A 25,551-nucleotide genomic window follows, 5' to 3' on the forward strand; every position below is an offset into this window, starting at 1 on the left:
AACCTCACCGCGATCGCCTGTGGGATCGCGGCTGACGGGATCCTTGCCGGTAGAAGCACGAGCATACTTTTAGAGAGCGAACGCTACCGCGCACGACGTTTACGACAGCGGGCCAAGGAACGCTCCGCTGACAGCCCTCGTGGCCATGCATAATCCCCGAGGTTGAGATCACCGTCGCCCTTTCCCTTAAGGGTCCAATCCAAGCCTTCGGCGGCCTCAGTGTTCGAGCGCTACCAAGCTATTGTCTTTCCGGGGCTCTAAGCTACAAGTCGCCGCAGAACAGGCTCAACCCATCATGACGGACTTCTTCATCAGCTATACGCATGCCGATACGGCGTGGGCCGAATGGGTCGGCTACGTGCTCGAGGAGGCGGGATTCACCGTCATCATCCAAGCTTGGGATTTCCGGCCAGGAAGCAACTTTGTGCTGGAGATGCAAATGGCGGCTGCCGAAGCAGACCGCACAATTCTGGTGTTGTCGCCTGATTACCTGAACTCGCAGTTCGCATCTTCGGAATGGGCGGCAGCCTTCACGAGCGATCCTCAAGGACTTAAGCGAAAACTGGTCCCCGTTCAGGTGCGGCTCTGCCAACCGGTCGGGCTGCTGACCTCACTCGTGCAAATCCGCATCGCCGATATAGCCGAGGATGCCGCACGGACAACCTTGCTCGCCGGCATCGACAGCAAGCGCGCGAAACCGGCTACACGGCCGCGTTTTCCGGGCGTCCCCGGCGCCGCACCACACAAGGATTTCCCAGGACCAAGCGATCAGGATTCTACCACTGGGTCGCGTCTGGCGAGTATCATTCCAGCCCTCAAGCGCGCCCCCACCGACGTCGACAAGCGGCGCTTCATCCGCGATTGCTTTGAAACAATCAAAGCACTGTTCGAAACGAACCTGAAACTCGCCCAGCAGGAGCCGCGCATCGAAATGGATTTCCAGTCTGTCGCCGCCGACTTCCGGGCCGAGCTTTTCGTCGACGGCAGCAGCAAGTGTACGTGCAGGGTTTGGATGGGGGGCATGCTCTCGGACAACGGCATTCAGTTCTCCGAAGATCCGCGCATCAATGATAACAGCTTCAATGAGCTCCTAACGGTAGGACACGAAGGCGGCCTCTATCTCGTTGCGACCATGGCGATGGGGATGTCCGAGTTCGAAAAGTCTATCAACGTGAAACGGATGACCGCTAAACAGGCTGCCGACTATCTCTGGCACCGTTTTACGTGGCGGCTGGCGCAATAAAGACGTGGCTTGTCACTGCAGAGTAACGGGGGGCGGGAACGCGAGGGTCGGGTCCAGGGGATCCTCGCCCGGTCTCGGTCGGCTCGATACGACCGAGGCGCGCTCCGCGCGGTTTACCAAAGTGGGACATCAATTATCGACGCCGGTTCTACAAGTTCGTAGCCGAATTGTCGCTTTAGCCGTTTAACGATCTCGTCCTTAGACAACCGGCCCTCTTCGCTGTCAAAGGCCGTGCAGTCCACGTTCCGGCCCTTCTGCCGGGCCTCCTGCGCGGCCTTGTGCCACCGTGACTCATGCAGGAGCGGGCCGACCACTGCGAAGTTCCCCTTATCGCGGTCCATAATGTAAAGGAAGAATCGATGTTCATCGCTCACAGGGCACTCCACCTAAATCGGCCGCCACAGGTTCTGTTGCTTGACGGGGCCCAGTCTACTTACATAAGCAACACGAGGCGAGGCAAAATATCCGGGGCCGTGCGGCTTGGACTCGGGACGCGAGGGTCAGGTCTACTTCCAGCGACGTCCTCTTCGGGCCCATCAGCAGGGAATGGTCGACATCGAGTAATCCAGCGAAGCGGGACGCCACCTATCAGATCGGGCAGCGGTTGGTGATCCGGGATACGGGCGTGCTCCGGTTCGTGGACCTCGTCGAACGGCTCGGCATGGCTCTTATTGCGAAGGTGTAAGGTCAGAATACGTCGACCATGGCACCTTTCGAGCTGGTTTGGATACGGACCCGGCCATCTTTGCGGGTGCTGAGGACGCGCCGGCGCTCCCCGTTCAGCTCGAAACCCCGGCATCGGCTCTGGTACCAGCTCACTGTTTCCTGTGAGGCGTATTCCTTGCCGGAGTCGGAGATCACGACAAAGGCCGGAGAGAGGCCAGTCTCTTTGAACAGACGCTCGCTGCACCCGTTGCGCCTGCCATGGTGGGAGGCAACCAGGATGTCCACTTCACCCATGGCCGTCCGGAAACTCTCGCGCTCCAGCAGCCGCTCCCACCCTGCAACTTCCATGTCGCCGGGAAAGCAAATCGTTACGCCGTGGCTTTCAATGATCGAGACCAGGCTGAGGTTATTCTCATCCTCGAACTCCACCGGATAGCGGTTCCAGAAGCTGCGGATTTTGAAATCGCCATAATCGATGTTGCTGGTGACGGGGCCGGTGTACCTGGTCATCATATCCGCGAGCGCATCAATACCCCTGCCGATGCCGCCGATTTCCTTCAGGTACCGTAGGTTTTCGGCCGAAACCGAGGGGTTTTTCACCAGAGTGCCGATGCTGACAGCCGAGACCAGGTTGTGCAGGTCGCTCGCATGGTCTTCGTCGAAATTGGAAATGATGAGCTTGTCGAGATGGGTGATGCCCCAGCTCGGCAGATAAGCCGACGGCCGCCAGTTGGTGGTCGAGTTGTGGCCGGCATCAATCAGGATGTGCCTGTTGGTACTCGTGACGATGTAGGAACACTGCCCGTGTTCGACGTCAAAAATCCTGAGGTCCATGGCTCAATTGCCCGTGCTCGCGGTATTGCGAGCCGCGGCGCCCTGCTCAAGCTGGATCTTGTCACAGGTCGCGAGCAACGCTGTTGCGTACTGGGTTCCCGCTTCCAAAACCCACCCTTTCGTCACCACAAGGATCCAGATGAGCGTCGCGAACGCGTTCACCGCTATGGCTGACAGCACGGCCGGGCCGAGCGGCGTCAAATTTGCAATAGCGGCTCGCCACTCATGCTTCTGGAGAAGATCGATGAACCTAGGATTGTTGTAGATGATGGCACCTACGAAGGCCAGCAAGGTAAAGATACAGACGGTTATGCCGATCGGCTTGAGTCCCCGAAGGTTGCGGCGAAAGCCGTACTGGGCATTTTCGCGGTTCACCATCGCGAACTCCTTGCCTCTGGCCCGTTCCTTAAGCCAGATCACGGCCGAATCGTAAACGGCATTGGCAGCGCCAGGGTCCGAGGCCTCCTGCGCAGCGGTCGGAAAAGCCGGCAGGTCCGGCACAGCCGAGCCGAGGAACGCGTGATAGCGCTGGCGGGTATGCACATCGAGTTCGCTGGTGTGGCGCAACAGGATCGTTGTTGGCCAGCCACCCCATCGTTTGCGCAGCCCAGGTTCGATGCGTCGTCCCTTGGTTCGCGCCCACGATCCGAGGGCATAGAGCAACCCGCAGGATGTGGCGATCGTGAGAAGCGTTGCCGCGACACTCGATACGATCAGCCAAGGGAACCATGCCATGACCGCCAGTAAGGGCGGAAAGATCGTCAACAAGCCCGGGAACAGCCGGGCTTGGCGACCGTAGCCGTCGAACATCTGCGCAATGTCAGTGGTGAGAGGAATTGCCATGGCTATTCCTCGTATTCGTCGGGATAGGCGGCCGCGGGAACTGCGGTCCATCCCCGGTTGGGCGCGTTCTCATAGGAACAAAGGCTTTTTCCTTCCGTCATGTAGAGATTCGCCCCGCGATGGATCATCGCGCGCATCACAACTTTTCGCGGATGATCCTCATCCTCCTTGGCCGAGCTGACGATTGCCGTGAAATGCCCCTGAGCGGGCTGGTTCTCGAGGCGCGGGCCGACGATTGCATCCAGCAATTCGGACGTCAGATTGCGCCGACCGCCGTGATGCGGAACTTGGAAGCGATCAATGCCCGGAAGCGTCAGGCCCGCGAATGGGGCATAGTTAATGACTTCAGCCAGGCCATCCCGGCCGGTGTCCGCCGTCAACAGGATCTTTTTGCCGCAGAGCAGGGCGAACTGCACCACGCTCATCTCGTTTTCATTGCTGGTATCCTCGGCCGGGAACGCTTCGGCGCCCCATGCCGCCCTGATATATGCGACAGCGCTCTTCGCCTTCTCGACCAGCGTGGTGAAGAACCCGCCGACCGCAGATTCTTCCGTTTTTGCCTCCGGCGTCTTGTTGGACGTGACGACGAGGTCCATGAAACGGGCACGCGTGGGTGCCATGACGCGGAACGCACCGATCGATGCGCCCTGGAATGGCTCGCGAATTTCAATCCCCTTGTCGAGGGCCATATCCTCGAGGGCGGCGAGATTTGCATAGGCAGACCGCAGCGCGGAACGCAGTCGGCCGACGCTCTCGTAGGTCTCGAATCTCCCTATAAGCTCGTCCGCGTACATCCACGGCCGCAGCATCCACAGGACACCGACCTGGAAATGCTCCAGGATGGCGATCAAGCCGCGTGCGTGGTCACCGTCGTTATGGGTGGCCACGACATGATCGATGAATGCGGGATTGCCGTAGTGCGCAACAATATGATCCCGGAGGGCGTTTCCGGTGGTTGCGTAGCCGCCGTCGACGACGTGAATATAATTCGCGCCATCTTTCTCGTAGCGCAGCGCTATTGCGTCGCCACTCTTCTTGGTCTCTACACCAAGAAAGTCGATCTCAAAATAGTCTGCCATGTGGTTCCCCCTCGGCCCCTTAAAAAATACTGCAAAAGCCTTCTCTCACAAAGTTGTCGTAAAATGTGACTTCGAACCGCCAGTTGCAAGGGTGCCTATTCACAAAGTATGAAGTAGAAATCACGTTGGGCACTCGTCTCACTCGAGCACATCCGGGCACCGGGCGTGCCCGAACAGTGTGCCCTCGCATCGCGGCCGAGCCAGAACTCGGGCATATGTCCGCTTCGCGACGCAAACGGGACGTTCACGATGCGTGGAGGACAGCGGGCTGGCTGCATACCTAATTGAGATTACCCGCGCGTTCCGGCGTTCTCAATTTTTCCAGATAATCTGCCCACCACTGCATCATCTTGACGCGCTCGTCCCAGTGCTCCGCCCGAGCATAGGCGCGCCGAACGTCGTTATTTTCAATATGAGCCAGTTGTCGCTCTACGGCGTCTGGATGCCACTTGGCGCATTCGTTCAACAGAGTTGATGCTGTTGCTCGGAAGCCATGGGCCGTTGCTTCATTCTTGCTGTACCCCATGCGACGCAGGGCGGCGTTGAGTGTATTGTCGGAAATCGGACGGGAAGGCGATCGCACGCTTGGAAACAGCAGCGTCCCGGCGCCGGACATTTTTTTAAGCACGGCCAGGATATTCAATGCCTGCGTTGAAAGAGGAACGCGGTGCGGTCGTCGCATTTTCATTCGCGCTTCCGGGATAGTCCATACCGAACTTTCGAAGTCGAACTCCCCCCATTCGGCAGCGCGAAGCTCACCGGGGCGGGGAAACAGCAGCGCCATCAACATCAGAGCCGCTCGGGTTGCGGGCTGTCCGTCGAATGTCTCGATCGCACGTAGCAAGCCGCCCAATGCCTTCGGATCGGTAATGGCGGCACGCGGCGTGACCCTTGGCCTGATGAGCGCGCCCCTCAGCGCGGACGTTGGGTCAGTGTCGGCGCGTGCAGTGGCGATGGCGTATCGAAAGACGCTGCCAATGGTCGAGCGCAGCCGCCTGGCCGACTCGTATCGACCGCGCACCTCCACGCTACGAAGGGCTGCAAGGATAGTGGCCGCATCAATGTCCCGAATGCACTTGTGCCCACAGGCGGGATAGGCGAAGTCGAGTAGCCATTTAACCTTGGTGATAGTCCGGTCGGCACGTCCCTCTTTCTTCAGCTTGTCCACATATTCCTCGGCGATCGATCGAAAGCTGTCCTTTGCCGAACCGACCTTTCGCAACTTGCGTTCCTGTGCGGGATCGATGCCAGTTAGGAGGAGACGTTTGGCGTCATCGCGCGCCTTGCGTGCTTCGGCGAGCGAAATAAGGGGATAGCTGCCCAACGCCAGAAGCTTCTGCTTGCCGTCAAATCGATAGGCGAGGCGCCATAGGCGGGATCCGGTGGGCTGCACCCAGAGCTGGAGCCCGCCACCGTCAGACAATTTCAATAGCTTGGTAGCAGGACGGGCATTTCGGCATTTCACGTCGGAAAGGGCCATTTGTGGGACACCTCCCTTTGGCTGTTTCGATACCATCAGGATGTCCAGTACCAACGGAAATACCAGCCCTCCGCCCCGTTGGATCAAATACGCCGAAATTCCATGAAACGCGCTCAATCGCGCCATTCTTCCCAAAAAGATGAACGATTTCAGTCACTTGTGGAAACAGAAGCGTAGAAGCTTCGGCGAAAGGGAGTGTCGGGAGAAGAGGGGATGGTGCCCAGAGGCGGATTCGAACCACCGACACGCGGATTTTCAGTCCGCTGCTCTACCAACTGAGCTATCTGGGCCTGTTCCGGCACGCGGGCAGTTCTGCACGCCGGATTTCTTGAAAGCGCCGCAGGCGCCCCTTGAAAGCGCGTGGGTTATAGCACGGGAATCCGGCCTGTCCAGCGCCTAAGCGTTGATTTCAAGCGGCAAACGAGCAATCACTGGACAGCTCGATCATGGGACGTGGTCGAAGTCACCAAGCCGTGCCGAACAGCTTCATTTGGGAGGCTCGTTGTCCGTTTCGTCCTCGTCGTCGCGGCCCGGAATGACATAGGCGCCCTTGAGCCAGCGGTTGAGGTCGATGTCCTTGCAGCGCACGGAGCAGAACGGGTAGGTCTCGCGCGCCGACGGCTTGCCGCATTCGGGGCAGGGCCGCTTGGGGCGCAGCGGCGTGACCTTGTCGTCCGAACCTGAGTTCATGGCCGAACTGACTGCCAGTTGGCATGCACCTTGAAGCCCTCGCCGGCCAGCAGCGCCACCGTCTCATACAGCGGCAGGCCAACGACGTTGGTGTAGGAGCCGACAAGCTTGACCACGAAGGCGCCGGCGAGACCCTGGACTGCGTAGCCGCCGGCCTTGCCGCGCCATTCTCCCGAGGCCACATAGGCGTCGATCTCGGCGCGCGGCATCCGCTTGAAACGCACCCTGGTCTCGACCAGCCGCTGGCGCAGCTTGCCGCTCGGCGTAACCAGGCAGATGCCGGAATAGACCCGATGCGAACGGCCTGATAGCAGTCCGAGGCAATTGACGACGTCGTCGAACGTTTCGGCCTTGGGCAGGATGCGCCGGCCGACGGCGACCACCGTGTCGGCGGCCAGCACGAAGCTCGGTGCATAATCCTCTTCCGTCTGCAGCGAGGCCAGCGCCTTTTCGGCCTTTTCCTTCGACAGGCGCTTGGCCAGCGAGCGTGGATGCTCGGCGCGCAACGGCGTTTCGTCGACACCGGCCGGCAGCACGCGGTCCGGCTCGATGCCGGCCTGCTGCAGCAGCTCGATTCGGCGCGGCGAACCCGAGGCAAGCACGAGCTTCTGCAAAATGCTCATCGCGATCCCGGCCGAGCTCTGACGATCTTACTTGAAACGGTAGGTGATGCGGCCCTTGGTCAGGTCGTAGGGTGTCATCTCGACAAGGACCTTGTCGCCGGTCAGCACGCGGATACGGTTCTTGCGCATGCGGCCGGCGGTGTGGGCGATGATTTCGTGTTCGTTTTCAAGCTTCACCCTGAACATCGCATTGGGCAATAATTCCGTGACGACACCCGGAAACTCGAGGACTTCTTCCTTCGGCATTCGATACCTTTGCTTGGATGGATTCCCAGCGCCTAGAGCATGATGCCGAAAAGTGTGAAGCGGTTTTCGGACGACATCATGCTCTACGTCTTGGATTTAGAGGCGGATTCAGATTTCAGGTCGAACAGACCTGAAATCATCCGACTCTAGCCGGAATTTGGGCGGAACCTATATGATAATCGTGCGCTTGTGAACATGCTTAAATCAGCCCGGTTTCTCTGCTTCCGGCGCCAGAAAACGGCGGCCGATCCGCGCCCTCAGCCGTTCGCGCACCTCGCGATAGGCGGCCATGATCTGCTCGCGCGTGCCGCCGACGCCAGTCGGGTCCGGCATCGGCCAATATTCGACGTCGACGGCAAGCGAGCGGGTAAGCTCGAGCGCGGTGTGATGGGCTTCCGGCGACAGCGTGATGATCAGGTCGAAATAGTCGTCCTCGAGATCGTCCAGTGTCCTCGGGTGCCGGTCGCCGAGCGAAAGCCCGTCCTCGGCCAGCACGGCGTCGACGAACGGGTCGCGTTCGCCGCCGCGCACCCCGGCCGACGCGACGAAGGTCGCGGCCGGAAGCACTTTGCGCGCCAGCAGTTCGGCCATCGGCGAGCGCACGGCGTTCATGGCGCAGACGAACAGGATCGAGCGGGGCAGGATCGAGCGGGGCAGAGGGACTGACAGTTCAGCCTCGCCAGTGCAGTACGCAGACCAGCGTGAACAGCCGGCGCGCCGTGTCGAAATCGATGTCGATCTTGCCGGCCAGCCGGTCCATCAGTGTCTGCGAGCCCTCATTGTGCAGGCCGCGCCGGCCCATGTCGATCGCCTCGATCTGGCTGGGCGTCGAGCTGCGGATGGCATCGTAATAGCTTTCGCAGATCATGTAATAGTCCTTGACGATGCGCCTGAGCGGCGTCAGCGACAGGATGTGGGTTACGACCGCCGCGCCATCCTCGCGCGCCACCGCGAAGACCAGGCGGGATTCGGCCAGCGACAGTTTTAGCCGGTAGGGCCCGGCACCGTCGTCATTGACCGGCTGGAAGCTGTTTTCCTCGATCAGGTCGAAGATCGCCACCGCCCGCTCATGCTCGACGTCGGGCGTCGAACGGCCGATCGATTCGTCGAGTTCGACATCGATCAGCCTGGCACGGGTTCGATCGTAGTCCGCCATGTCAGCTACATATTCAGCCGGATGGCGACGGAGCGTCCATGCGCGTCGAGGCCTTCCGCTGTGGCCAGCGCGATGGCCGCCGGCGCCAGCGCCCGCAATTGCTCCGGCCCGAGCTTCAGGATCGAGGTGCGCTTGACGAAATCGAGCACCGAAAGCCCGGACGAGAAGCGCGCCGAGCGCGCCGTCGGCAGCACGTGGTTGGAGCCGCCGACATAGTCGCCGATGGCTTCCGGCGTGTGGCGGCCGAGAAAGACGGCGCCGGCATTGCGCATCCGCGCCAGGAAGGCTTCCGGCTCGTCGATGGCAAGCTCGACATGTTCGGCCGCGATGCGGTCGACCAGCGGCAGCGCCGCCTCGATTCGGGGGACGTGGATGACGGCGCCGAAATCGCGCCAGCTCGCCGCCGCCGTCCCGGCGCGCGACAGGCTTTGCAACTGGCGTTCGACCGCCCGCTCGACCGCCGCGCCGAAGTCAGGATCGTCGGTGATCAGGATCGACTGCGCCGACACGTCATGCTCGGCCTGGGCAAGCAGGTCGGCGGCGATCCAGTCCGGATCGTTGCTGCCGTCGGCCACGACAAGCACTTCCGATGGCCCGGCGATCATGTCGATGCCGACCGTGCCGAACACCTGGCGCTTGGCCGCGGCGACATAGGCATTGCCGGGGCCGACGATCTTGGCGACCGGCTTTATCGTTTCGGTGCCGTAGGCCAGCGCTGCGATCGCCTGCGCGCCGCCGACACGATAGATCTCGGATATGCCGGTCAGGTCCGCCGCCACCAGCACCAGCGGATTGATGATGCCGCCGGGCGCCGGCACCGCCATGACGATCCGCTCGACGCCGGCGACCTTGGCCGGCACGGCGCCCATCAGCACCGAGCTTGGATAGCTCGCCGTTCCGCCCGGCACGTAGAGCCCGACCGCCTCGATCGCGGTCCAGCGCGAGCCGAGCTCGACGCCGGCAGCGTCGGTATAGCGGTCGTCGTTCGGCCGCTGCCGCTCGTGATGCGAACGGATGCGGTCACGGGCGAATTTGAGCGCGTCGATCGTCTGCGGGTCGGCCGCATCGTAGGCCTTGGCGATGTCGTCTTTCGACACGGCAATGCCGAGGCCTTTCAGGTCGGCCTTTTCGAATTTCTGCGTGTAGTCGATGAGCGCCGCGTCGCCCTCGGCGCGCACCCGCGCGATGATCGCGCGCACCACCGCGTCGACGTCCTCCGAGACCTCGCGCTTGGTCAAAAGGAACGCGGCAAACCGCGGCTCGAAATCGGCATCGGACAGGCGAAGCGTGATGGCCATCTTGTTCGCTCAGGCTCTGTGGAAGGGGCGCGACGTCGCTTCCCAGGCGCCGCCAATGTCAGCCAGCCGCGCCTCGATGCACTCGACATCGAGCATGATCGCGCCGCCGCCTGAAAAGATCAGCTCGACAATGCCGGCCGGCTTGTCGAGCGCGACGAAGCTGATCGCCAGCAGCGACAGCACCTCGTCCGGCTTGTCGCGGGCAATGCCGCTGGTCTTGGCGCCCAGCACCCGGTCGAAATGCAGCACGCTTTGCCGCCGCTCATTGTGCTGGCGGAACAGCCCCGATTTCGCCTCCCAGACGAAGCGGTTCATCGTCATCACGAAGCGCTTGACCGCCGGCATGTATTCGAGGTCGCCGACCTTGAGCACGGCGTCCTGGACATGGGCCGAGACGATGCTCAGATCCTGATCGTCGAGCGCGACAAGCTTGAGAAGGTTCATGCGGAGTTCGCACCTGCGAGTTGACTATTCGACCTTCTGTTAGGCGGTCTTTCCAGCTCGTGCAACCGCGCCTGAGGTTCGGCTGGGCAATCGCTGAGGTCGGCGCCGCCCCTCATTGCCCTGCCGGGCATTTCTCCCCGTATGGTGACGGGGAGAAAGACGCCTGCAGAGGATTCGGCAATTACCGGCGTTGCAGAAAGGGCGCCGAGGTCGCGGCCAGCCCCTTCTCCCCGTCACTATACGGGGAGAAGATGCCGGCAGGCAGATGAGGGGCGGCGCCGACCTCGGCAATTCCGCGCAGTTATCACCCCGAAATCCGCTCGATCTCCGCGCCGCAGCCGGACAGCTTTTCTTCCAGCCGCTCAAAACCGCGGTCGAGATGATAGACCCGGTTGACCGTGGTCTCGCCTTCGGCCGCCAGGCCGGCGATGACCAGCGACACCGAAGCGCGAAGGTCGGTCGCCATCACCGGCGCGCCCTTCAGCTTCGGCACGCCGTCGACGATCGCCGTCTGGCCGGACAATGTTATGTGGGCGCCGAGCCGGGCAAGTTCCTGGACGTGCATGAAACGGTTTTCGAAGATCGTCTCGGTGATGCGCGACTTGCCCTTGGCCATCGTCATCAGGCCCATGAACTGCGCCTGCAGGTCGGTCGGGAACGCCGGGAAGGGCGCTGTCGTCACGTCGACCGGCGCAATGCCGGCGCCGTTGCGCCTGACACGGATGCCGGAATTGGTCTGCGTGATCTCGGCGCCGGTTTGGGAAATCACGTCGAGCGCGGTCTGCAGCAGGTCCGCCCGCGCGCCTTCGAGCACGACGTCGCCGCCGGTCATGGCGACGGCCATCGCATAGGTGCCGGTCTCGATGCGGTCGGGTATCACCCGGACGCGCGCGCCCGACAGCGCCTCGACCCCATCGATGGTGATGGTCGCGGTGCCGGCGCCGGAAATCCTGGCGCCCATGGCGTTGAGGCATTCGGCGAGGTTGACGATCTCGGGCTCGCGGGCGGCGTTTTCGAGCACCGTCTCGCCCTTGGCCAGGGACGCCGCCATGACAAGCACATGGGTGGCGCCGACCGACACTTTCGGGAAGACGTAGCGATTGCCGACAAGACGGCCGTTCCTGGTCTTGGCGATGACATAGCCGGTGTCGACGTCGATATCGGCGCCCAGCGCCTGGAGGCCTTCCAGGAAAAGATCGACTGGCCGCGTGCCGATGGCGCAGCCGCCGGGCAGCGACACCTTGGCCTCGCCCATGCGGGCAAGCAGCGGGCCGATCACCCAGAACGAGGCGCGCATCTTCGACACCAGCTCGTAGGGGGCCGTTGTATCGACGATGTTGCGGGCGGAGAAAGTGACGGTGCGCGAATAGCCCTCCTGCTGCTTTTCGCGGCGTCCGTTGACCGAATAGTCGACGCCGTGATTGCCGAGGATGCGGATCAACTGCTCGACATCGGCCAGATGCGGCACGTTTTCCAGGGTCAGCGTGTCGTCGGTGAGCAGCGAAGCGATCATCAGCGGCAGCGCGGCGTTCTTCGCGCCCGAGATCGGGATGCTTCCGGCAAGCTTGTTGCCGCCGACAATTCTGATGCGATCCATTTAAAGAGCGTCCCCTCGGCCGAAAGGCCGGTTTAATCGGTTGAGTCAGTTGTGGCCCGTCTAAACCATTGGCCGGCTTGGTTCAAGAAACAGGATTCCCGCGCGGTGGCTGTCGATAATAGGTCAATCCTTTTGCCTTTCGAGCCCGTCCGGCCGCTTGTCGGCCCCGCCAGTGCGTCGCGAGCGCGACTGCGCCTTGCGCTTCTGCAGATTGGCGCGCAATTGCTCGGCGAGCCGGGTCTTGCGGTCAGCTTTTGTCGACGGCCCGCCCTTGTCAGATGGGCCCTCCTTGTCGGGTGGACCCTCCTTGTCAGATGGAATTGCCTTGTCGTTCATGGTTCCGTCCCGGCTGACCCGCTATTCAGGGATAGCCAACATTGTGGCGCTGCCATGTCCGCAAAAGCCGTCGGAGCGGGCTTTCACAGATGGCTTGCACTTGGCCTTGCGCTTGCCGGTTCGATATGGCAGAAGCCCCGCCATCAGCGGCTGCGGTAGCTCAGTGGTAGAGCACTCCCTTGGTAAGGGAGAGGTCGAGAGTTCAATCCTCTCTCGCAGCACCAGTTTATCCCCTTGAAATCATTGAAGTCATTGACACGCAACGGTTTCTGTCCATTCTGACGTTACAAATGCCGTAACAAATCGGATAGAATCTTGATGACGGGTCGCGTTCGAAATCTCCTGAATCGGGACGGCCGCTATTTTGCACGGCTGGTCGTTCCGAAAGAGCTTCGGCCGTATATGGACGGGAAGACCGAGCTACGAACAGCGCTCGGCCCCGATTACCGGACGGCACTGAAGACGCTGCCAGGTGCTGTTGCCGCCCTTCAGCACAGAATAGCACTCGGCGAGCGCCGAGCCGTCGCTGCTGGAGAACGGTCCATAACTATCGGCCGCTATCCACTTTCCCCACCTCAAATCGCCAGCCGAGACTATCAAGCGCTGCTCGCCTTCGATGCAGAGATCCGGGCGCATTATCATCAATATGCGGGCTTTGAGGTGGACTATGAGAAAGGCCGGCGCTTGCGTGATGGGTATGCCGGAAAGCTATCCGATGATGAGCTTCAACAGCTCGTTGGTGATCGTGTCGAACGCTTCAAGTCTCTCGGCAATCACGCGGCGGCCATGGGGAGTGTGGAATGGCGCCTGATCGCACAGGCTCTTTGTGTCTCGACCTATGAGGCTATGGCAAGGCAAGACGAACGAAACGACGGTGACTTCACCGGTAACCCTTCGCACCCGTTGCTAACAGCCGCTCAGCCCGCCGAGGATGACCGCCAGCCAGTTCCTCTCAAAGGTCTGCTCAGAGACTACCTTGACGAGCGCGCCGCAGACGGGAAGGGCGGGGAGGCACGTAGGCGCTGGACGCCTGTTTTCGCCAACTTGTCCAAGTTCATCCGCCATGACGACGCCCGCAAGCTCACCAAGCAGGACCTTCTCGATTGGAAAGATGCGAGCCTGAAAACTCTCGCCAGCAAGACTGTCTCTGACGTGTATTTGGCGTCGGTGCGGACCGTCTTGAAATGGGCAGTCAACAATGATCGGCTCGAGACGAACGTGGCCGAAAACGTTCGCATCAAGGTCTCGAAAAAGCAGCGTTCGCGCGAACAGGGCTTTACCCTGGACGAGGCCGTTGAGGTTTTGAAGGTCGCTCGCGATCATCAGCCGAAACACTCTGCCAATCCGCAGACGCGGGAAGCACCCGAAACGACTGCTGCGAAACGATGGTCGCCGATCTTGTGCGCCCATACGGGAGCGCGAATTGCCGAGATCACTCAGCTTCGGAAGCAGGACTTTCGCTATGAGAACGATGTGCCGGTAGTTCGCATCCGGCCCGATGCGGGTTCCGTGAAGGCGGGCAACTATCGCGATGTTCCATTGCACCAGCAGTTAATCGACCTGGGCTTTATGGATTTTGTGAATCGCGCGGCCGGCGGCCCGCTCTTCTACCCGGCTTCCAAAAAAAAAGACGGGACGCTGCCGGCGCGAACCGTGGCAGGCAGGGTAAGTGACTGGTTGCAGGATAAGGAGGTCATCCCTGAAGGTGTGAGCCCTAGCCATGGTTGGCGCCATCGGTTCAAGACGGTTGGTCGTGAGATCGGCATTGCCGATCGGACGCTTGACGCGATCCAGGGCCATGCAGGACGGACCTCAGGCGACGACTATGGGGACGTGACGATCGCCGCGAGGGCGTCCGCCATTGCGCGGATGCCGCGGTATGAGTTTTGAGAACTATCTCACACCGAATTGTAAGACGGCCGCTGTCCCTCATTTTGTAGCAACACGCGACAGAGAACTCGCGCCAGTCGAGGCAATTTCCACTGCTGCTCATTCAACGACCGTTATCTAAGCGGCGCACTAGTCTCTTGATCGGAGTGAGCTTACCCCATAGACCTCGGTTGGGGACCTCAATTTTGGACAAACGAAGCCTCACCGAACGCGATATCTGCACGAAATACATCCTGCCGGCCGTCAGGCAGGCTGGCTGGGACGAGATGTTGCAGGTTCGGGAGGAGGTCTATTTCACCAAGGGCCGGATCATCGTGCGCGGCAAGCTGGTGACACGAGGCAAGGCGAAGAAGGCCGACTTCATTCTCTACTACAAGCCGAACATCCCGATCGCGCTGATCGAGGCCAAGGACAATTCCCACAGCGTTGGCCACGGCATCCAGCAGGGCCTCGACTACGCCGCGACGCTTGATATCCCCTTCGTGTTTTCCTCGAACGGCGACGGTTTCGTGTTCCACGACCGCACCGGCCGGAGCGTTCCGATCGAGACGAATCTCGGGCTCGACGCATTCCCGTCGCCCGCCGATCTGTGGGCGCGCTATCGCGCCTGGAAGGGCCTGGACGGCGAGGCCGAACAGATCGTGCTTCAGGACTATTTCGACGACGGAAGCGGCAAGGCCCCACGCTACTATCAGGTGAACGCCGTCAACGCTGCGATCGAGGCGATCGCCAAGGGCCGCGACCGCGTGCTGCTGGTCATGGCGACCGGCACGGGCAAGACCTACACGGCGTTTCAGATCATTTGGCGCCTGTGGAAGGCGGGCCGCAAGAGGCGCATTCTGTTCCTTGCCGACCGTAATGTGCTGATCGACCAGACGATGGTGAACGATTTTCGCCCGTTCGGCGCGGCAATGGCGAAACTTTCGACCAACGCCAAGACCATCGAGCGGCAGGACGGCACCACGGTCGATCTGACGCTGGCGCTCGACAGGAAGCGGCGGATCGACACTGCCTTCGAGGTCTATCTCGGGCTCTATCAGGCGATCACCGGGCCGGAGGAGCGCCAGAAGCTCTATCGCGAGTTCTCGCCCGGCTTCTTCGACCTGATCGTTATCGACGAATGCCACCGCGGCAGCGCGGCCGAGGATTCGGCATGGCGCGAAATCCTGACGCATTTTTCCGGCGCGACGCAGATCGGCCTGACCGCCACGCCTAAGGAAACCGAATACGTCTCTAACACCGACTATTTCGGCGAGCCCGTTTTCACCTATTCGTTGAAGCAGGGGATCAGCGACGGCTTCCTGGCCCCATACAAGGTCATCAAGGTTCACATCGACCGCGACGTGGAAGGCTATCGTCCGGAACTCGGGCAGCGCGACCGAGATGGCAACGAGGTCGAGGACCGCATTTACAACGCCAAGGATTTCGACCGGAACATCGTGCTCGACGACCGCACGGTGCTCACCGCGAAGAAGATCACCGAGTTCCTCAAGGAAAGCGGTGACCGTTTCCAGAAGACCATCGTGTTCTGCGTCGATGAGGAGCACGCTGCGCGGATGCGGCAGGAGCTTGTCAACGAGAACGCCGATTTGGTCGCCGACAACCAGCGATATGTCATGCGCATCACCGGCAGCGACAAGGAAGGCCAGGATCAGCTCGGCAACTTCATCGACCCGGAGTCGAAATATCCCGTGCTGGTGACAACCTCGCGGCTTTTGTCCACCGGCGTCGATGCGCAGACCTGCCGGCTGATCGTGCTCGACCGCGCAGTGGGCTCGATGACGGAGTTCAAGCAGATCGTCGGGCGCGGCACCCGCGTCCACGAGGACACGAAGAAATTCTTCTTTACGCTGATCGACTTTCGCGGCGCGACCAGCCATTTCGCCGACCCGGATTTCGACGGCGATCCGGTGCAGATTTACGAGCCGCGCGACGGCGACCCGATCACGCCGCCCGATGACGCGCCGCAGGGCGACGATACGATCCCGCCGACACCTGGCGCGGACGAAACCGTGGTTGATCAGCCGGGCCTGCCGCTGCCGCCCGGTGGCCCGATCCGCAAGATTTACGTCGATGGCGTCGGAGCCCGCATCCTCGCCGAGCGCGTCGAATATCTCGACGAGAACGGCAAGCTCGTCACCGAATCCCTGCGCGATTTCACCAAGACGGCGCTGAAATTGCGCTTCGCCAGCCTCGACGACTTCCTCAAGCGTTGGAAATCGGCCGAACGCAAGCAGGCGATCATCGAGGAACTGGAAGCCGAGGGCCTTCCACTTGACGTCATTGCGGAAGAACTCAGCAAGGACCTCGATCCATTCGATCTGATCTGCCATGTCGCCTTCGACAAGAAGCCTCTCACCCGCCGCGAGCGCGCCGAGAACGTCAGGAAGCGTGACGTATTCACCAAATACGGGCCACAGGCCCGTGCCGTGCTCGATGCGCTCTTGGAAAAGTATCGTGACGAGGGCGTGCTCAATCTCGATGACGCCAACGTGCTGAAGGTGACGCCCTTCACCGCAATGGGCAGCGTCGTGCAACTCATCAAGGCGTTCGGCGGCATGGAGGGCTTCGAGAAGGCCGTCCACGAGATGCAGGACGCGCTCTACGAAGCTGTAAGCTAGCTAATGGAGACAATTGGTAGCCAGACAGTCTGGGGCTTGTTCGATACGAACTCCGAGCCGGAAGTGGCCTCAAACACGCTCGTTCGACGTAGTCCTGGACACAAGGTGAGTTCCTACGTTGATCTGGCGCAGAAGGTCGCAGCGCTTCAATTTCTAAACCGAGAACACGTTTTGCTTTTTAGAGGACAGAGCGCCGACCATCTGACCAGCGCTGGCCTGTCGACGATGAAACCGACAATCTTCCGGTCGCGCAATCCCGGAAAGGTGCCATCGCGTGATACGCTCCGAGGCCGATTTGCGACCTTGCGGGAAGCCGAGGAGAAACTCCTTTCTCGCTATACTGAAGAAGGTCTTTTGGGCGCAGATCGACTAGCTCGACACCGACTCCTGCGCTGGTCAATCTTGCAGCACTACGACGTATGCGCGACCCCATTGCTTGATGTATCCCAGTCCTTACGAGTCGCGGCGTCGTTTGCGACAACCAATTTGCTCCGTGAGGCCTTCGTCTTCGTGCTTGGCGCGCCAAACCTGAGCGGTGCAGTCACTGCGAGTTCGGAAGCGTCGATGCAGATCGTCCGGCTCTCAAGCGCATGCCCACCGTCAGCTATGCGGCCGCATTTTCAGGAAGGCTACTTGCTCGGGGAATACCCCGAGATTGCGGATGTTTCACCACCAGGTCGATATCAGCACTCGGAAATGGATTTTGGGCGAAGGCTGGTCGCAAAATTTAGGTTCGATCCGGCCAAGTTTTGGAGAAGCGACACCTTCCCGAAACTGGCGGACAAGGCCCTATATCCCACCGGCAGCAGAGATCCGCTAGAGCGGACAATGCTCGAACTAAAAGCAGAACTTGAGGAGCACCTCGTTTGATCATCCGCACCACCGTCAAATCTATTCAGGACATCATGCGCCAGGACGTGGGCGTCGATGGCGATGCCCAGCGCATCAGCCAGCTCACCTGGCTGTTCTTCCTCAAGATCATCGACGATCAGGATCAGGAACTCGAACTGACCAAGGACGGCTACCGCTCGCCGATCCCGGAGAAATTCCAGTGGCGGAACTGGGCGGCGGACCCGGAGGGCATCACCGGGCAGGCCCTGCTCGATTTCATCAACGACGAGCTGTTCCCGGCTCTGAAGCGCTTGCAGCTTTCCGCCACGCCCGGCGACCGCCGCCGCGTCGTGCGAGACGTGTTCGAGGACGCCTACAACTACATGAAATCCGGCCAGTTGCTGCGGCAGGTGGTCAATAAGATCAATCAGGTCGATTTCAACAATCTAGACGAGCGGCGGCACTTCGGCGAGTTCTACGAGCAGTTGCTCAACGATCTTCAATCTGCCGGCAATGCGGGAGAATATTACACGCCGCGCGCCGTGACCGCCTTCATGGTCGATCGTATCGACCCGCATCCCGGTGAAATCCTGTTCGATCCGGCCTGCGGCACAGGCGGGTTTCTGACCTGCGCCATCCGCCACATGGAGGCCAAAGGCTACATCCGCACGCCGAAGCAGCGCGAGACGATGCAGGCGAGCTTGCGCGCCGTGGAGAAGAAGCAGCTTCCGCACATGCTCTGCGTCACCAACATGCTGCTGCACGGCATCGAGGACCCGAGTTTCGTGCGCCACGACAACACGCTGGCCCGCCCGTTGATTTCATGGAGCAAGGACGAGCGCGTCGATATCGTCGTCACCAATCCGCCCTTCGGCGGAAAGGAGGAAGACGGCATCGAGAACAATTTCCCGACCTTCCGCACCAAGGAAACCGCCGACCTGTTCCTCGCCCTGATCGTGCGCCTGCTGAAACAGGACGGCCGCGCCGCCGTTGTTCTGCCGGACGGCACGCTGTTTGGCGAGGGCGTGAAGACGCGGCTCAAGGAACATTTGATGGAGGAATGCAACCTCCACACCATCGTCCGTCTGCCCAATTCGGTGTTCAAGCCCTATGCCTCTATTGGCACGAACCTGCTGTTTTTCGAGAAGGGCACGCCGACGAAAGACATCTGGTTCTACGACCACCGCGTGCCCGAAGGCCAGAAAGCCTATTCGATGACGAGGCCGATTCGGCTGGAGCATTTTCAGGGCTGCATTGACTGGTGGGGCGGCAAGGACCGGCAGGGCCGCGAGGAGACGCCGCAGGCGTGGCGCGTCACCGCCGAGGAGGTGAAGGCGCGCGGCTACAATCTCGACATCAAGAACCCGCACACGATCGCCGACGACCACGGTGACCCGGAAACACTGCTGGCCGATTTGGCCGCCGCCGAGGCCGAGACGGGCGCCTTGCGCAATCAGCTTAAGGCGATCCTCGCCGAGGCTCTGGCGCGATGAACGCCGATCGCCTGCTGGCGCACTATCACGAAATCGACGACGCGCCCGACGCGATTGCCCGCCTGCGCCGGTTCATTCTTGAACTAGCTCTGCGCGGCAAACTCGTGCCGCAGGATGCGAACGACGAACCGGCGTCTGAACTCTTGAAGCGGATCGGACTCGAGAAGGCGCGGTTGGTGACGTCGGGTGGGATTAAGAAGTCACAACCGATCGCCGACCTTACCTCTTCGGAACATGATATTCCAACGCCTCGCGGATGGGCCGTTACAGATCTCCAGTCGATTTGCAACTCTGTTACGGACGGGGACCACCTTCCGCCGCCGAAAGCCGAAACAGGCGTTCCTTTTTTGGTGATTGGGAATGTTCGTAGCCAACGGATCGACTTCGAAGGAACAAGGTTTGTTCCATCATCATATTATCACGCTCTCGATCCAATTCGTCGCCCAAGGAGCGGCGATCTGCTTTACACGCTAGTCGGATCGTATGGGATACCGGTCATTGTTCGCGACGATCAGCCATTTTGCGTTCAACGGCATATTGGCATCTTACGACCGTCGGAATTGATTGACGTGAACTTCCTAGCGCGGGCCATGGAAAGCAAACCGGCGTTTGACCAAGCAACGGCGTGCGCCACGGGCATCGCTCAAAAAACCGTTCCGTTATCTGGTCTTCGAAGACTTTTAGTTCCTCTCCCGCCCCTTGCCGAGCAGCACCGCATCGTCGCCAAGGTCGAGGAGTTAATCGGCCTGTGCGACCGGCTGGAGGCGGCCAGAGCGAACAGGGAGGCCACGCGCGACCGTTTGGCGGCGGCGAGCCTCGCCCGCCTCAAGGCGCCCGATCCCGAAGCATTCCAGGCCGATGCCCGTTTCGCCCTCGACGCGCTGCCGGCGCTGACCACGCGCCCCGACCAGATCAAGGAACTTCGTCAAACCATCCTCAACCTCGCCGTGCGCGGCATGCTTATAGAAGGCACGACGGCTAAGGCCGCTTCGATCGGCGAGTATCGAACGCTTCAAAACGGCTACGCCTTTAAGAGCAGTTGGTTCTCAAAATCGGGCGTGCGTCTTCTCCGCAATGCGAACATTGGACATGACGAAATTCGATGGAATGACGTTGTTCATCTGCCGGAAGATCGCCGTTCCGAGTTCGAGCGCTTTCAACTGAACGAAGGCGACATCGTGCTTACACTCGACCGCCCCTTCATTGTGACTGGAACAAAGGTGGCCCGTGTAACTGCGGCCGATCTACCTGCGCTGCTGCTCCAACGCGTGGGCAGGTTCGTCGAAACATCACCGGGCCTTGATGACGACTACTTGTTTCTCTGGATCAACTCCCCGCACTTCAACGACCAAATAGACCCTGGCCGCAGCAATGGCGTTCCGCATATTTCCTCAAAGCAGGTGGAGGCCGCTGAAATCTTCATTCCACCCCTCGCCGAACAACGCCGCATCGTCGCCAGGGTCGATGCACTGATGGCGCTGTGCGACCGGCTGGAGGCGAGCCTCACCGCTACCGCCACCACCCGCCGCCGCCTGCTCGACGCCCTCCTGGCCGAGGCGCTGGCGCCGGTCGAGGATCGCCAACTGGAAGCGGCGGAATGAGGTGCTCCCTGACTGACTGCCGCGCTGGGAATTGAGATGGCAAACCTGACCAAAAAGACAGATACCGAAATCGACCAATGGATACGCAACCACGAGCAAAAGGGTGCGACAAGCGCGCTGCTTTACCTGCAATTGCTAGAGGAGCGCGCACGCCGGAGTCAGGGGAAAGGTCACCTCAGTATCGACATGTCTCTGGAACTGCTCGCCCAGGCGGCAATCGAACAGCGGTGCGTCACCTATGGCGATCTGGCAAAGGCAAGTAACGTCGAATGGAGCCAGGCCCGGCATCGAATGAGCGGTGCGAATGGGCACCTGGATCGGCTCCTTGATGTATGTCATGCACGCGGCTTGCCCATGCTGCCAGCAATCTGCGTCAATGAGAGCGGTCGCGTCACCGGAGAGCTAGAGGCAAGCGCATTGGGTGGCTTTGCCGCTGGCGCCCGGCGGCTCTGAGTCGCAGTCGCAGAAGAGCGTTCCTTTCATCGCCAGGCGCGCGATGCCTGTTGGCATTGGGGTAGAGAGCAAATCGCGAACGGGGTGAGGTGATGCCGTGGGAACTTCATTCGCACAGCGAAGGGACCCCCAAATGCCGCCCGCACGACCATGGCGAATGGGGTCCGGGAATGAGCCGGCAGTCACGCGCCGGCAACGCCCTATAGCTCTTTTCAACAAAGGTGGGCGGTGTTGCGCGGAATTGGAACTTGGCAGGTTTTTCCCACCAGAAATTCTATCCGTAGGCTTATGTGGCTGCGAGGAGTCGCTTTCGGAGCAAGGGTCCGGCGCAATCGGAGGTTTCGGCGACCTAATAATTTGGTCAGTCTGGATACGCCTCTAACCCCTCACTCACCCTCCCGATGCCCCAGCTTCTCCAGCGCCATTGCCGCACGCCTGTTCAAAGCCTCGTAGGCGAGGAAGCTACCTGAAGCCCCGCTGCCGACCCTAGTCGTGGGCCGGACCTTCTGCCCCTTAGCTCGCAGGAACTTCTTGAGCGCAGGCCTGGCATCGTCTCGGAACAACTTCCTCGCCCCCTTCATGGCAATTACACCGACGATGCCGGCGTTGACGAACCTCTTCCATCGGTCTGCCTCTAGTGCCCGGTGGCCTGGGTGCTTGCCTGCGAACCGGTTCTCGAACGTCGGGACCATGAACTGGAAGTATCTGCCTTGGAGCCTGGCGAAATTGAATCGTCGCAGATCGTCTAGGAAGTTGATCCCGAGGTCGATCAGCTCCCGCCGAGCTAGGGTCACTTCGATCCTGGCCCGGTGCTCGCTGACTGGCAGATCATCCCTGGTGCCGGCTTCGACGTTCTGGTTGTCGATGAGTTTCTCCATCACTCGCCACCTGACTTGCCCATCCCTTCGGCCAACGTAGAACGTCGCGTCGATGGGGCCAAGCTTATCAGCATCCGAGGACATCAGGCTTCCAGCTGCCATCAGAAAAGTAGACTCATCTCGACTCCATAGGAAACGTGGTCGGTCGAGACCGACGGTCATAAAGTCCCGTTCGGATGCAGATGCCGAGCCAGCACGCCTACCATTCGTCCGATCTTTTCGGATGAAGGCGCCTTCGGTTTGAAGTCCACGCTGATCTCGATCGACTGGATTACCCCCTGCAGTTCACGGATGAACTTCTTGTCCAGCTCTTCCTCGCACTTGGCCAGAAGGTCCAGTTCAGGGTCCTGGAACCTAACACGAAACATAGTGCTTTCATCTCCCATGCCCGGTTCGATGGGATCCACGCGTGGTTGTCGACCAATGATCGGGCGCAGCACGTCTTGGACGAATCGGAACTGTGTCGTGTGCGCGAACCAGAAGTTGATGTCGACCCAATCAATGACCGCTCGGCAGGTGTAGTCATTGAGATCGATCACCGGGTGAACGACTGTCTTTCCAGCTAGCCGCCGCTGCACCGCTGCCGTTGGAGCTGCGCTGTATTCTAGCACGACCTGGCGCTTCGGATCTTTGACGCCCTTGAGGACGACGTTGGTCGAGTAGTTCATCTGTGGCGGCCGCCCTTCGAGCAGCCGGTCGACCACACCGGATGGCCTTTATCCGAGTCGCGTCAGCCTAGCGACAGACACTTCCGCTCAAGGCCATTTCCACCTCGCTACCTTTGAAGCCAGCGGACTTCAGGTGCTCACCGCTATATCCCTGAAAGCAGTAAGTCATACATTACTTAGGTATCTGCAAAAGACCACACATTGTAAGCTTAAAATGATGCGTATTGAGTGGTATTCGTAATAAATATATTACGGTCGCCTAAACGGTTCTCGTAACAGTCGATGGGAAGCCAAAATCCCCTACAATATTCTGATATATATTAAACAAGATCATAGATTCATAGAAAGAGACCCGCATGAGCAACGATAGCAGGGATGCACCTGGTAAATCCGAAATCGCCAAATTCCTCGACAAGCGCATCTCCGAACTAAGGCACCGAAAGAGCCAAAGAGACATGGCCAGGGAGATCGGCTTCGCTAACGACAACGTCATCACAATGCTGAAGTCCGGCAGAACCAAAGTGCCGCTTGATCGCGTCGTGAGCATTGCGAGGACGCTAGAAACCGATGCACGCCAGCTGTTCATCTTGGCACTCATGCAGGACGGCCATGAAAAGGATCGGGCAGCCTTTGAGGAAATCGTCGGCGAGCCCGTTTCAGCCAATGAGAAAGAGTTCATCGGCGTGCTGCGCAAGATGTCGAACGGAACGGATCCGAAGCTATCGGTTGTGTTTAGAAAAGTCCTACGCGCTCTCTTTGGTGGCGCGAACGGCAAGAAGGAGGAAGAATATACTGAGCGCCATATGGCGGTCCAATCCGGATCAGCGTGGCCTTCGTGCGTGGAAGATGGCCCCACAACCTAGCACCGCCCCCGCCAAACCAAGGGGGGTGCGATCATCCTCCAGAAGCGTGACTATTTTATGGACGGAGTTCAGAGTAAGTTGGTAGGGGCGCCACTTGATTATGGACACAACCGATGAGGATCTGGGCCGTCATTGTCTGGTTGCTTTTGCTGAGCGCAGCCGACTTGCGGACAACGGTCTTGGCCGCCGACGGCAATCGGGTTGCCCTGGTAATCGGCAACAGCAAATATGTCTATGCGCCCACGCTCACCAACCCTGCCAGCGACGCACGGCTGATGGCCGAAACACTGCGCAAGGCCGGGTTCAAGGTCGTCGAAGGCATCGACCTCGACTATTTAGGGATGCATGACCGGTTGAACCGCTTTACCGAAGCCTCATATGACGCGGAACTGGCGGTGATCTACTATGCCGGCCACGGCATGCAGGTGAACGGCAAGAATTATCTGATTCCGGTCGATTCCGAATTGAGGGCTCCGGCTCATCTCAGGACCCGCACCATTCAGATCGATGAACTACTTGCCGCCCTTCCTCCCGATCCGGGGGTCGGCGTCGTCATCCTGGATGCCTGCCGCGACAATCCTCTCGCCAGGACTATCGCGACTTCGCTGCCGAAGAGCCGTTCGACCGCCGCGCCTGGGCTGGCACCTGTCGATATCGCCTCGACGGATATCGGCACTGGCGGCGTGCTGATCGCCTACGCCACCGACCCCGGTGCAGTCTCCTATGACGGCACCGGCGCCAACAGTCCCTATACGACCTCTCTTGCAAAACACCTGGCCGAGCCCGGCGTCAATATCCAGAGTGCGCTGACCCGTGTGCGGGGTGAGGTGACGGCCGAGACCAATGGGCGCCAGCGGCCCTGGTATAATGCCTCGCTCGGCCGCGAGGTCTTTATCGGGCCGGCAACGGCTGAAACGGCGGCTGCGCCCGCGCACGCTCCGACCAGTAGCTCGGCGAACCAGTCCACTGAGCCGGACTCGCGAGAATGGGAAGTCGAACAGCGCGTTTGGGACGAAGCCTCGAAACGCAATACGGTCGCACACTACGAAGCATATCTGCAGCAGTTTCCAAGTGGCGCGTTCGCTGCTCTGGCCCGTCTCAACCTGAATCAACTCAAGAAGACCCCGCCCGTTGTCGCGGAGGTGGTAAACGATGCGTCGAGACTCGGCACCGCGGCCGAATCTTCGGCAGCGACTGCCGATCGCGACAATGAAGCCGGCACGGAATTGACCGAAAGCGCCATTGGGCTCGACCGTCAGAAAAAAGTCGACCTGCAGGAGAGGCTGCTGGCGATCGGCTATGACCTGGGCGATGCCGATGGAACTTTGGGGGCCGCGACGCGCCGGGCTATTGGCCTTTGGCAAAAGGAAAACGGTCTGTCCTCGACCACCTTCCTTACACCCAACCAGTATGTTCGCCTAAAGCTCGATTCCGACCTCGCCGTGAAAGGCTATCGTGCCCAGCGAGCGTCGGAAAAGCAGAAAAGCGCTACGTCCCTAAAGACACACAAGTCTGCGCCGGTAGTCCGCGCGAAGCCGAGACGTGAACAACGACGCGAAGCGGTAAAGCCACAGCCGGCAGCTAAGTCAAAGGAGGTCTCGCAGGCGCCGGCGGCGCGTCAGCCCAAGTTCCGCACCTGCAGCAACCACTTCGGCAACTTCTCGGTTCCCGCATCGCAGAAATGTCCGGTGAGCGGGAACGTGGGCGGGAACTATTGA

General features: G+C 60.4%; 25 protein-coding genes and 2 tRNA genes. 10 read left to right on the forward strand and 17 right to left on the reverse strand.

Features of this window, described 5'->3' with window-relative positions:
- Positions 1–295: 295 nt before the first annotated feature.
- Entirely contained in the window at positions 296–1,243 is a 948-nt protein-coding gene (locus tag AC0L2B_RS09170; protein WP_473511315.1) for a toll/interleukin-1 receptor domain-containing protein, read from the forward strand.
- A gap of 113 nt (positions 1,244–1,356) precedes the next feature.
- Here AC0L2B_RS09170 and AC0L2B_RS09175 read toward each other — a convergent pair whose 3' ends face one another.
- The 15 genes from AC0L2B_RS09175 to AC0L2B_RS09245 form a co-directional block, all read right to left on the reverse strand.
- Positions 1,357–1,617, reverse strand: coding sequence for a hypothetical protein (locus AC0L2B_RS09175; protein ID WP_473745017.1), 261 nt, complete (start codon positions 1,615–1,617; stop codon positions 1,357–1,359).
- A 313-nt stretch (positions 1,618–1,930) separates the two neighbouring features.
- Positions 1,931–2,743 carry a ComEC/Rec2 family competence protein gene (locus AC0L2B_RS09180; RefSeq protein WP_473511317.1) on the reverse strand — a complete coding sequence of 271 codons (813 nt, stop codon included), beginning with the start codon at positions 2,741–2,743 and terminating at the stop codon, positions 1,931–1,933.
- A gap of 3 nt (positions 2,744–2,746) precedes the next feature.
- Positions 2,747–3,586, reverse strand: coding sequence for a hypothetical protein (locus tag AC0L2B_RS09185; RefSeq protein ID WP_473511318.1), 840 nt, complete (start codon positions 3,584–3,586; stop codon positions 2,747–2,749).
- A 2-nt stretch (positions 3,587–3,588) separates the two neighbouring features.
- Positions 3,589–4,665: a ComEC/Rec2 family competence protein gene (locus AC0L2B_RS09190; RefSeq protein ID WP_473511320.1), complete on the reverse strand. Its 1,077-nt coding sequence runs from the start codon at positions 4,663–4,665 to the stop codon at positions 3,589–3,591.
- 280 nt (positions 4,666–4,945) lie between these two features.
- Positions 4,946–6,145, reverse strand: a complete 1,200-nt coding sequence (locus AC0L2B_RS09195) for a tyrosine-type recombinase/integrase (protein WP_473511322.1) — start codon at positions 6,143–6,145, stop codon at positions 4,946–4,948.
- A gap of 214 nt (positions 6,146–6,359) precedes the next feature.
- Positions 6,360–6,435: transfer RNA gene (locus AC0L2B_RS09200), tRNA-Phe, on the reverse strand.
- A gap of 196 nt (positions 6,436–6,631) precedes the next feature.
- The gene (yacG, locus tag AC0L2B_RS09205) at positions 6,632–6,835 is read right to left on the reverse strand and encodes a DNA gyrase inhibitor YacG (RefSeq protein WP_473745021.1); all 204 of its coding nucleotides are present in this window, start codon (positions 6,833–6,835) and stop codon (positions 6,632–6,634) included.
- Positions 6,832–7,458 carry a Maf-like protein gene (locus AC0L2B_RS09210; RefSeq protein ID WP_473745023.1) on the reverse strand — a complete coding sequence of 209 codons (627 nt, stop codon included), beginning with the start codon at positions 7,456–7,458 and terminating at the stop codon, positions 6,832–6,834. The genes yacG and AC0L2B_RS09210 overlap by 4 nt, the downstream gene beginning before the upstream one ends.
- Before the next feature lie 27 nt (positions 7,459–7,485).
- Positions 7,486–7,704 carry a translation initiation factor IF-1 gene (gene infA, locus AC0L2B_RS09215; protein ID WP_006200926.1) on the reverse strand — a complete coding sequence of 73 codons (219 nt, stop codon included), beginning with the start codon at positions 7,702–7,704 and terminating at the stop codon, positions 7,486–7,488.
- Between the two features lie 204 nt (positions 7,705–7,908).
- The gene (locus AC0L2B_RS09220; RefSeq protein WP_473745104.1) at positions 7,909–8,373 is read right to left on the reverse strand and encodes an arsenate-mycothiol transferase ArsC; all 465 of its coding nucleotides are present in this window, start codon (positions 8,371–8,373) and stop codon (positions 7,909–7,911) included.
- Position 8,374: 1 nt separating this feature from the next.
- On the reverse strand, positions 8,375–8,860 hold the full coding sequence (locus AC0L2B_RS09225) for a UPF0262 family protein (protein WP_023803277.1): 486 nt from the start codon (positions 8,858–8,860) through the stop codon (positions 8,375–8,377).
- 5 nt (positions 8,861–8,865) lie between these two features.
- Entirely contained in the window at positions 8,866–10,158 is a 1,293-nt protein-coding gene (gene hisD / locus AC0L2B_RS09230) for a histidinol dehydrogenase (RefSeq protein WP_473745026.1), read from the reverse strand.
- Between the two features lie 9 nt (positions 10,159–10,167).
- On the reverse strand, positions 10,168–10,602 hold the full coding sequence (locus tag AC0L2B_RS09235) for a DUF2948 family protein (protein ID WP_292407002.1): 435 nt from the start codon (positions 10,600–10,602) through the stop codon (positions 10,168–10,170).
- Positions 10,603–10,906: 304 nt separating this feature from the next.
- Positions 10,907–12,199 (reverse strand): UDP-N-acetylglucosamine 1-carboxyvinyltransferase, encoded by a 1,293-nt coding sequence (gene murA / locus AC0L2B_RS09240; protein WP_473745028.1) that lies wholly within the window; start codon positions 12,197–12,199, stop codon positions 10,907–10,909.
- Positions 12,200–12,322: 123 nt separating this feature from the next.
- Positions 12,323–12,535 carry a hypothetical protein gene (locus AC0L2B_RS09245; protein ID WP_128187797.1) on the reverse strand — a complete coding sequence of 71 codons (213 nt, stop codon included), beginning with the start codon at positions 12,533–12,535 and terminating at the stop codon, positions 12,323–12,325.
- 149 nt (positions 12,536–12,684) lie between these two features.
- Here AC0L2B_RS09245 and AC0L2B_RS09250 point away from each other — a divergent pair.
- The 7 genes from AC0L2B_RS09250 (at position 12,685) to AC0L2B_RS09280 (ending at position 21,424) form a co-directional block, all read left to right on the forward strand.
- Positions 12,685–12,759, forward strand: a tRNA-Thr gene (locus AC0L2B_RS09250).
- Between the two features lie 94 nt (positions 12,760–12,853).
- Positions 12,854–14,425, forward strand: coding sequence for a site-specific integrase (locus AC0L2B_RS09255; protein ID WP_473745030.1), 1,572 nt, complete (start codon positions 12,854–12,856; stop codon positions 14,423–14,425).
- A gap of 185 nt (positions 14,426–14,610) precedes the next feature.
- The gene (gene hsdR / locus AC0L2B_RS09260) at positions 14,611–17,046 is read left to right on the forward strand and encodes an EcoAI/FtnUII family type I restriction enzme subunit R (protein ID WP_473745032.1); all 2,436 of its coding nucleotides are present in this window, start codon (positions 14,611–14,613) and stop codon (positions 17,044–17,046) included.
- A 105-nt stretch (positions 17,047–17,151) separates the two neighbouring features.
- Positions 17,152–17,916 carry an FRG domain-containing protein gene (locus tag AC0L2B_RS09265; RefSeq protein WP_473745034.1) on the forward strand — a complete coding sequence of 255 codons (765 nt, stop codon included), beginning with the start codon at positions 17,152–17,154 and terminating at the stop codon, positions 17,914–17,916.
- Positions 17,913–19,370, forward strand: a complete 1,458-nt coding sequence (locus AC0L2B_RS09270) for a type I restriction-modification system subunit M (protein WP_473745036.1) — start codon at positions 17,913–17,915, stop codon at positions 19,368–19,370. Before AC0L2B_RS09265 ends, AC0L2B_RS09270 begins: the two co-directional genes overlap by 4 nt.
- The gene (locus AC0L2B_RS09275; protein WP_473745037.1) at positions 19,367–20,971 is read left to right on the forward strand and encodes a restriction endonuclease subunit S; all 1,605 of its coding nucleotides are present in this window, start codon (positions 19,367–19,369) and stop codon (positions 20,969–20,971) included. Before AC0L2B_RS09270 ends, AC0L2B_RS09275 begins: the two co-directional genes overlap by 4 nt.
- A gap of 36 nt (positions 20,972–21,007) precedes the next feature.
- Positions 21,008–21,424 (forward strand): hypothetical protein, encoded by a 417-nt coding sequence (locus AC0L2B_RS09280; protein WP_473745038.1) that lies wholly within the window; start codon positions 21,008–21,010, stop codon positions 21,422–21,424.
- A 386-nt stretch (positions 21,425–21,810) separates the two neighbouring features.
- Here AC0L2B_RS09280 and AC0L2B_RS09285 read toward each other — a convergent pair whose 3' ends face one another.
- Both AC0L2B_RS09285 and AC0L2B_RS09290 read right to left on the reverse strand, forming a co-directional pair.
- Positions 21,811–22,302, reverse strand: coding sequence for a hypothetical protein (locus AC0L2B_RS09285; protein ID WP_473745040.1), 492 nt, complete (start codon positions 22,300–22,302; stop codon positions 21,811–21,813).
- Between the two features lie 158 nt (positions 22,303–22,460).
- Positions 22,461–23,006 carry a hypothetical protein gene (locus AC0L2B_RS09290; protein WP_473745042.1) on the reverse strand — a complete coding sequence of 182 codons (546 nt, stop codon included), beginning with the start codon at positions 23,004–23,006 and terminating at the stop codon, positions 22,461–22,463.
- Positions 23,007–23,326: 320 nt separating this feature from the next.
- On the opposite strand from AC0L2B_RS09290, the gene AC0L2B_RS09295 reads away from it, so the two are divergent.
- Both AC0L2B_RS09295 and AC0L2B_RS09300 read left to right on the forward strand, forming a co-directional pair.
- Entirely contained in the window at positions 23,327–23,833 is a 507-nt protein-coding gene (locus tag AC0L2B_RS09295) for a helix-turn-helix domain-containing protein (protein WP_473745043.1), read from the forward strand.
- Between the two features lie 113 nt (positions 23,834–23,946).
- A complete protein-coding gene (locus AC0L2B_RS09300; protein WP_473745044.1) occupies positions 23,947–25,551 on the forward strand; it encodes a caspase family protein in 1,605 nt (534 codons plus the stop codon).

Source organism: Mesorhizobium sp. WSM4815 (genome assembly GCF_055811575.1).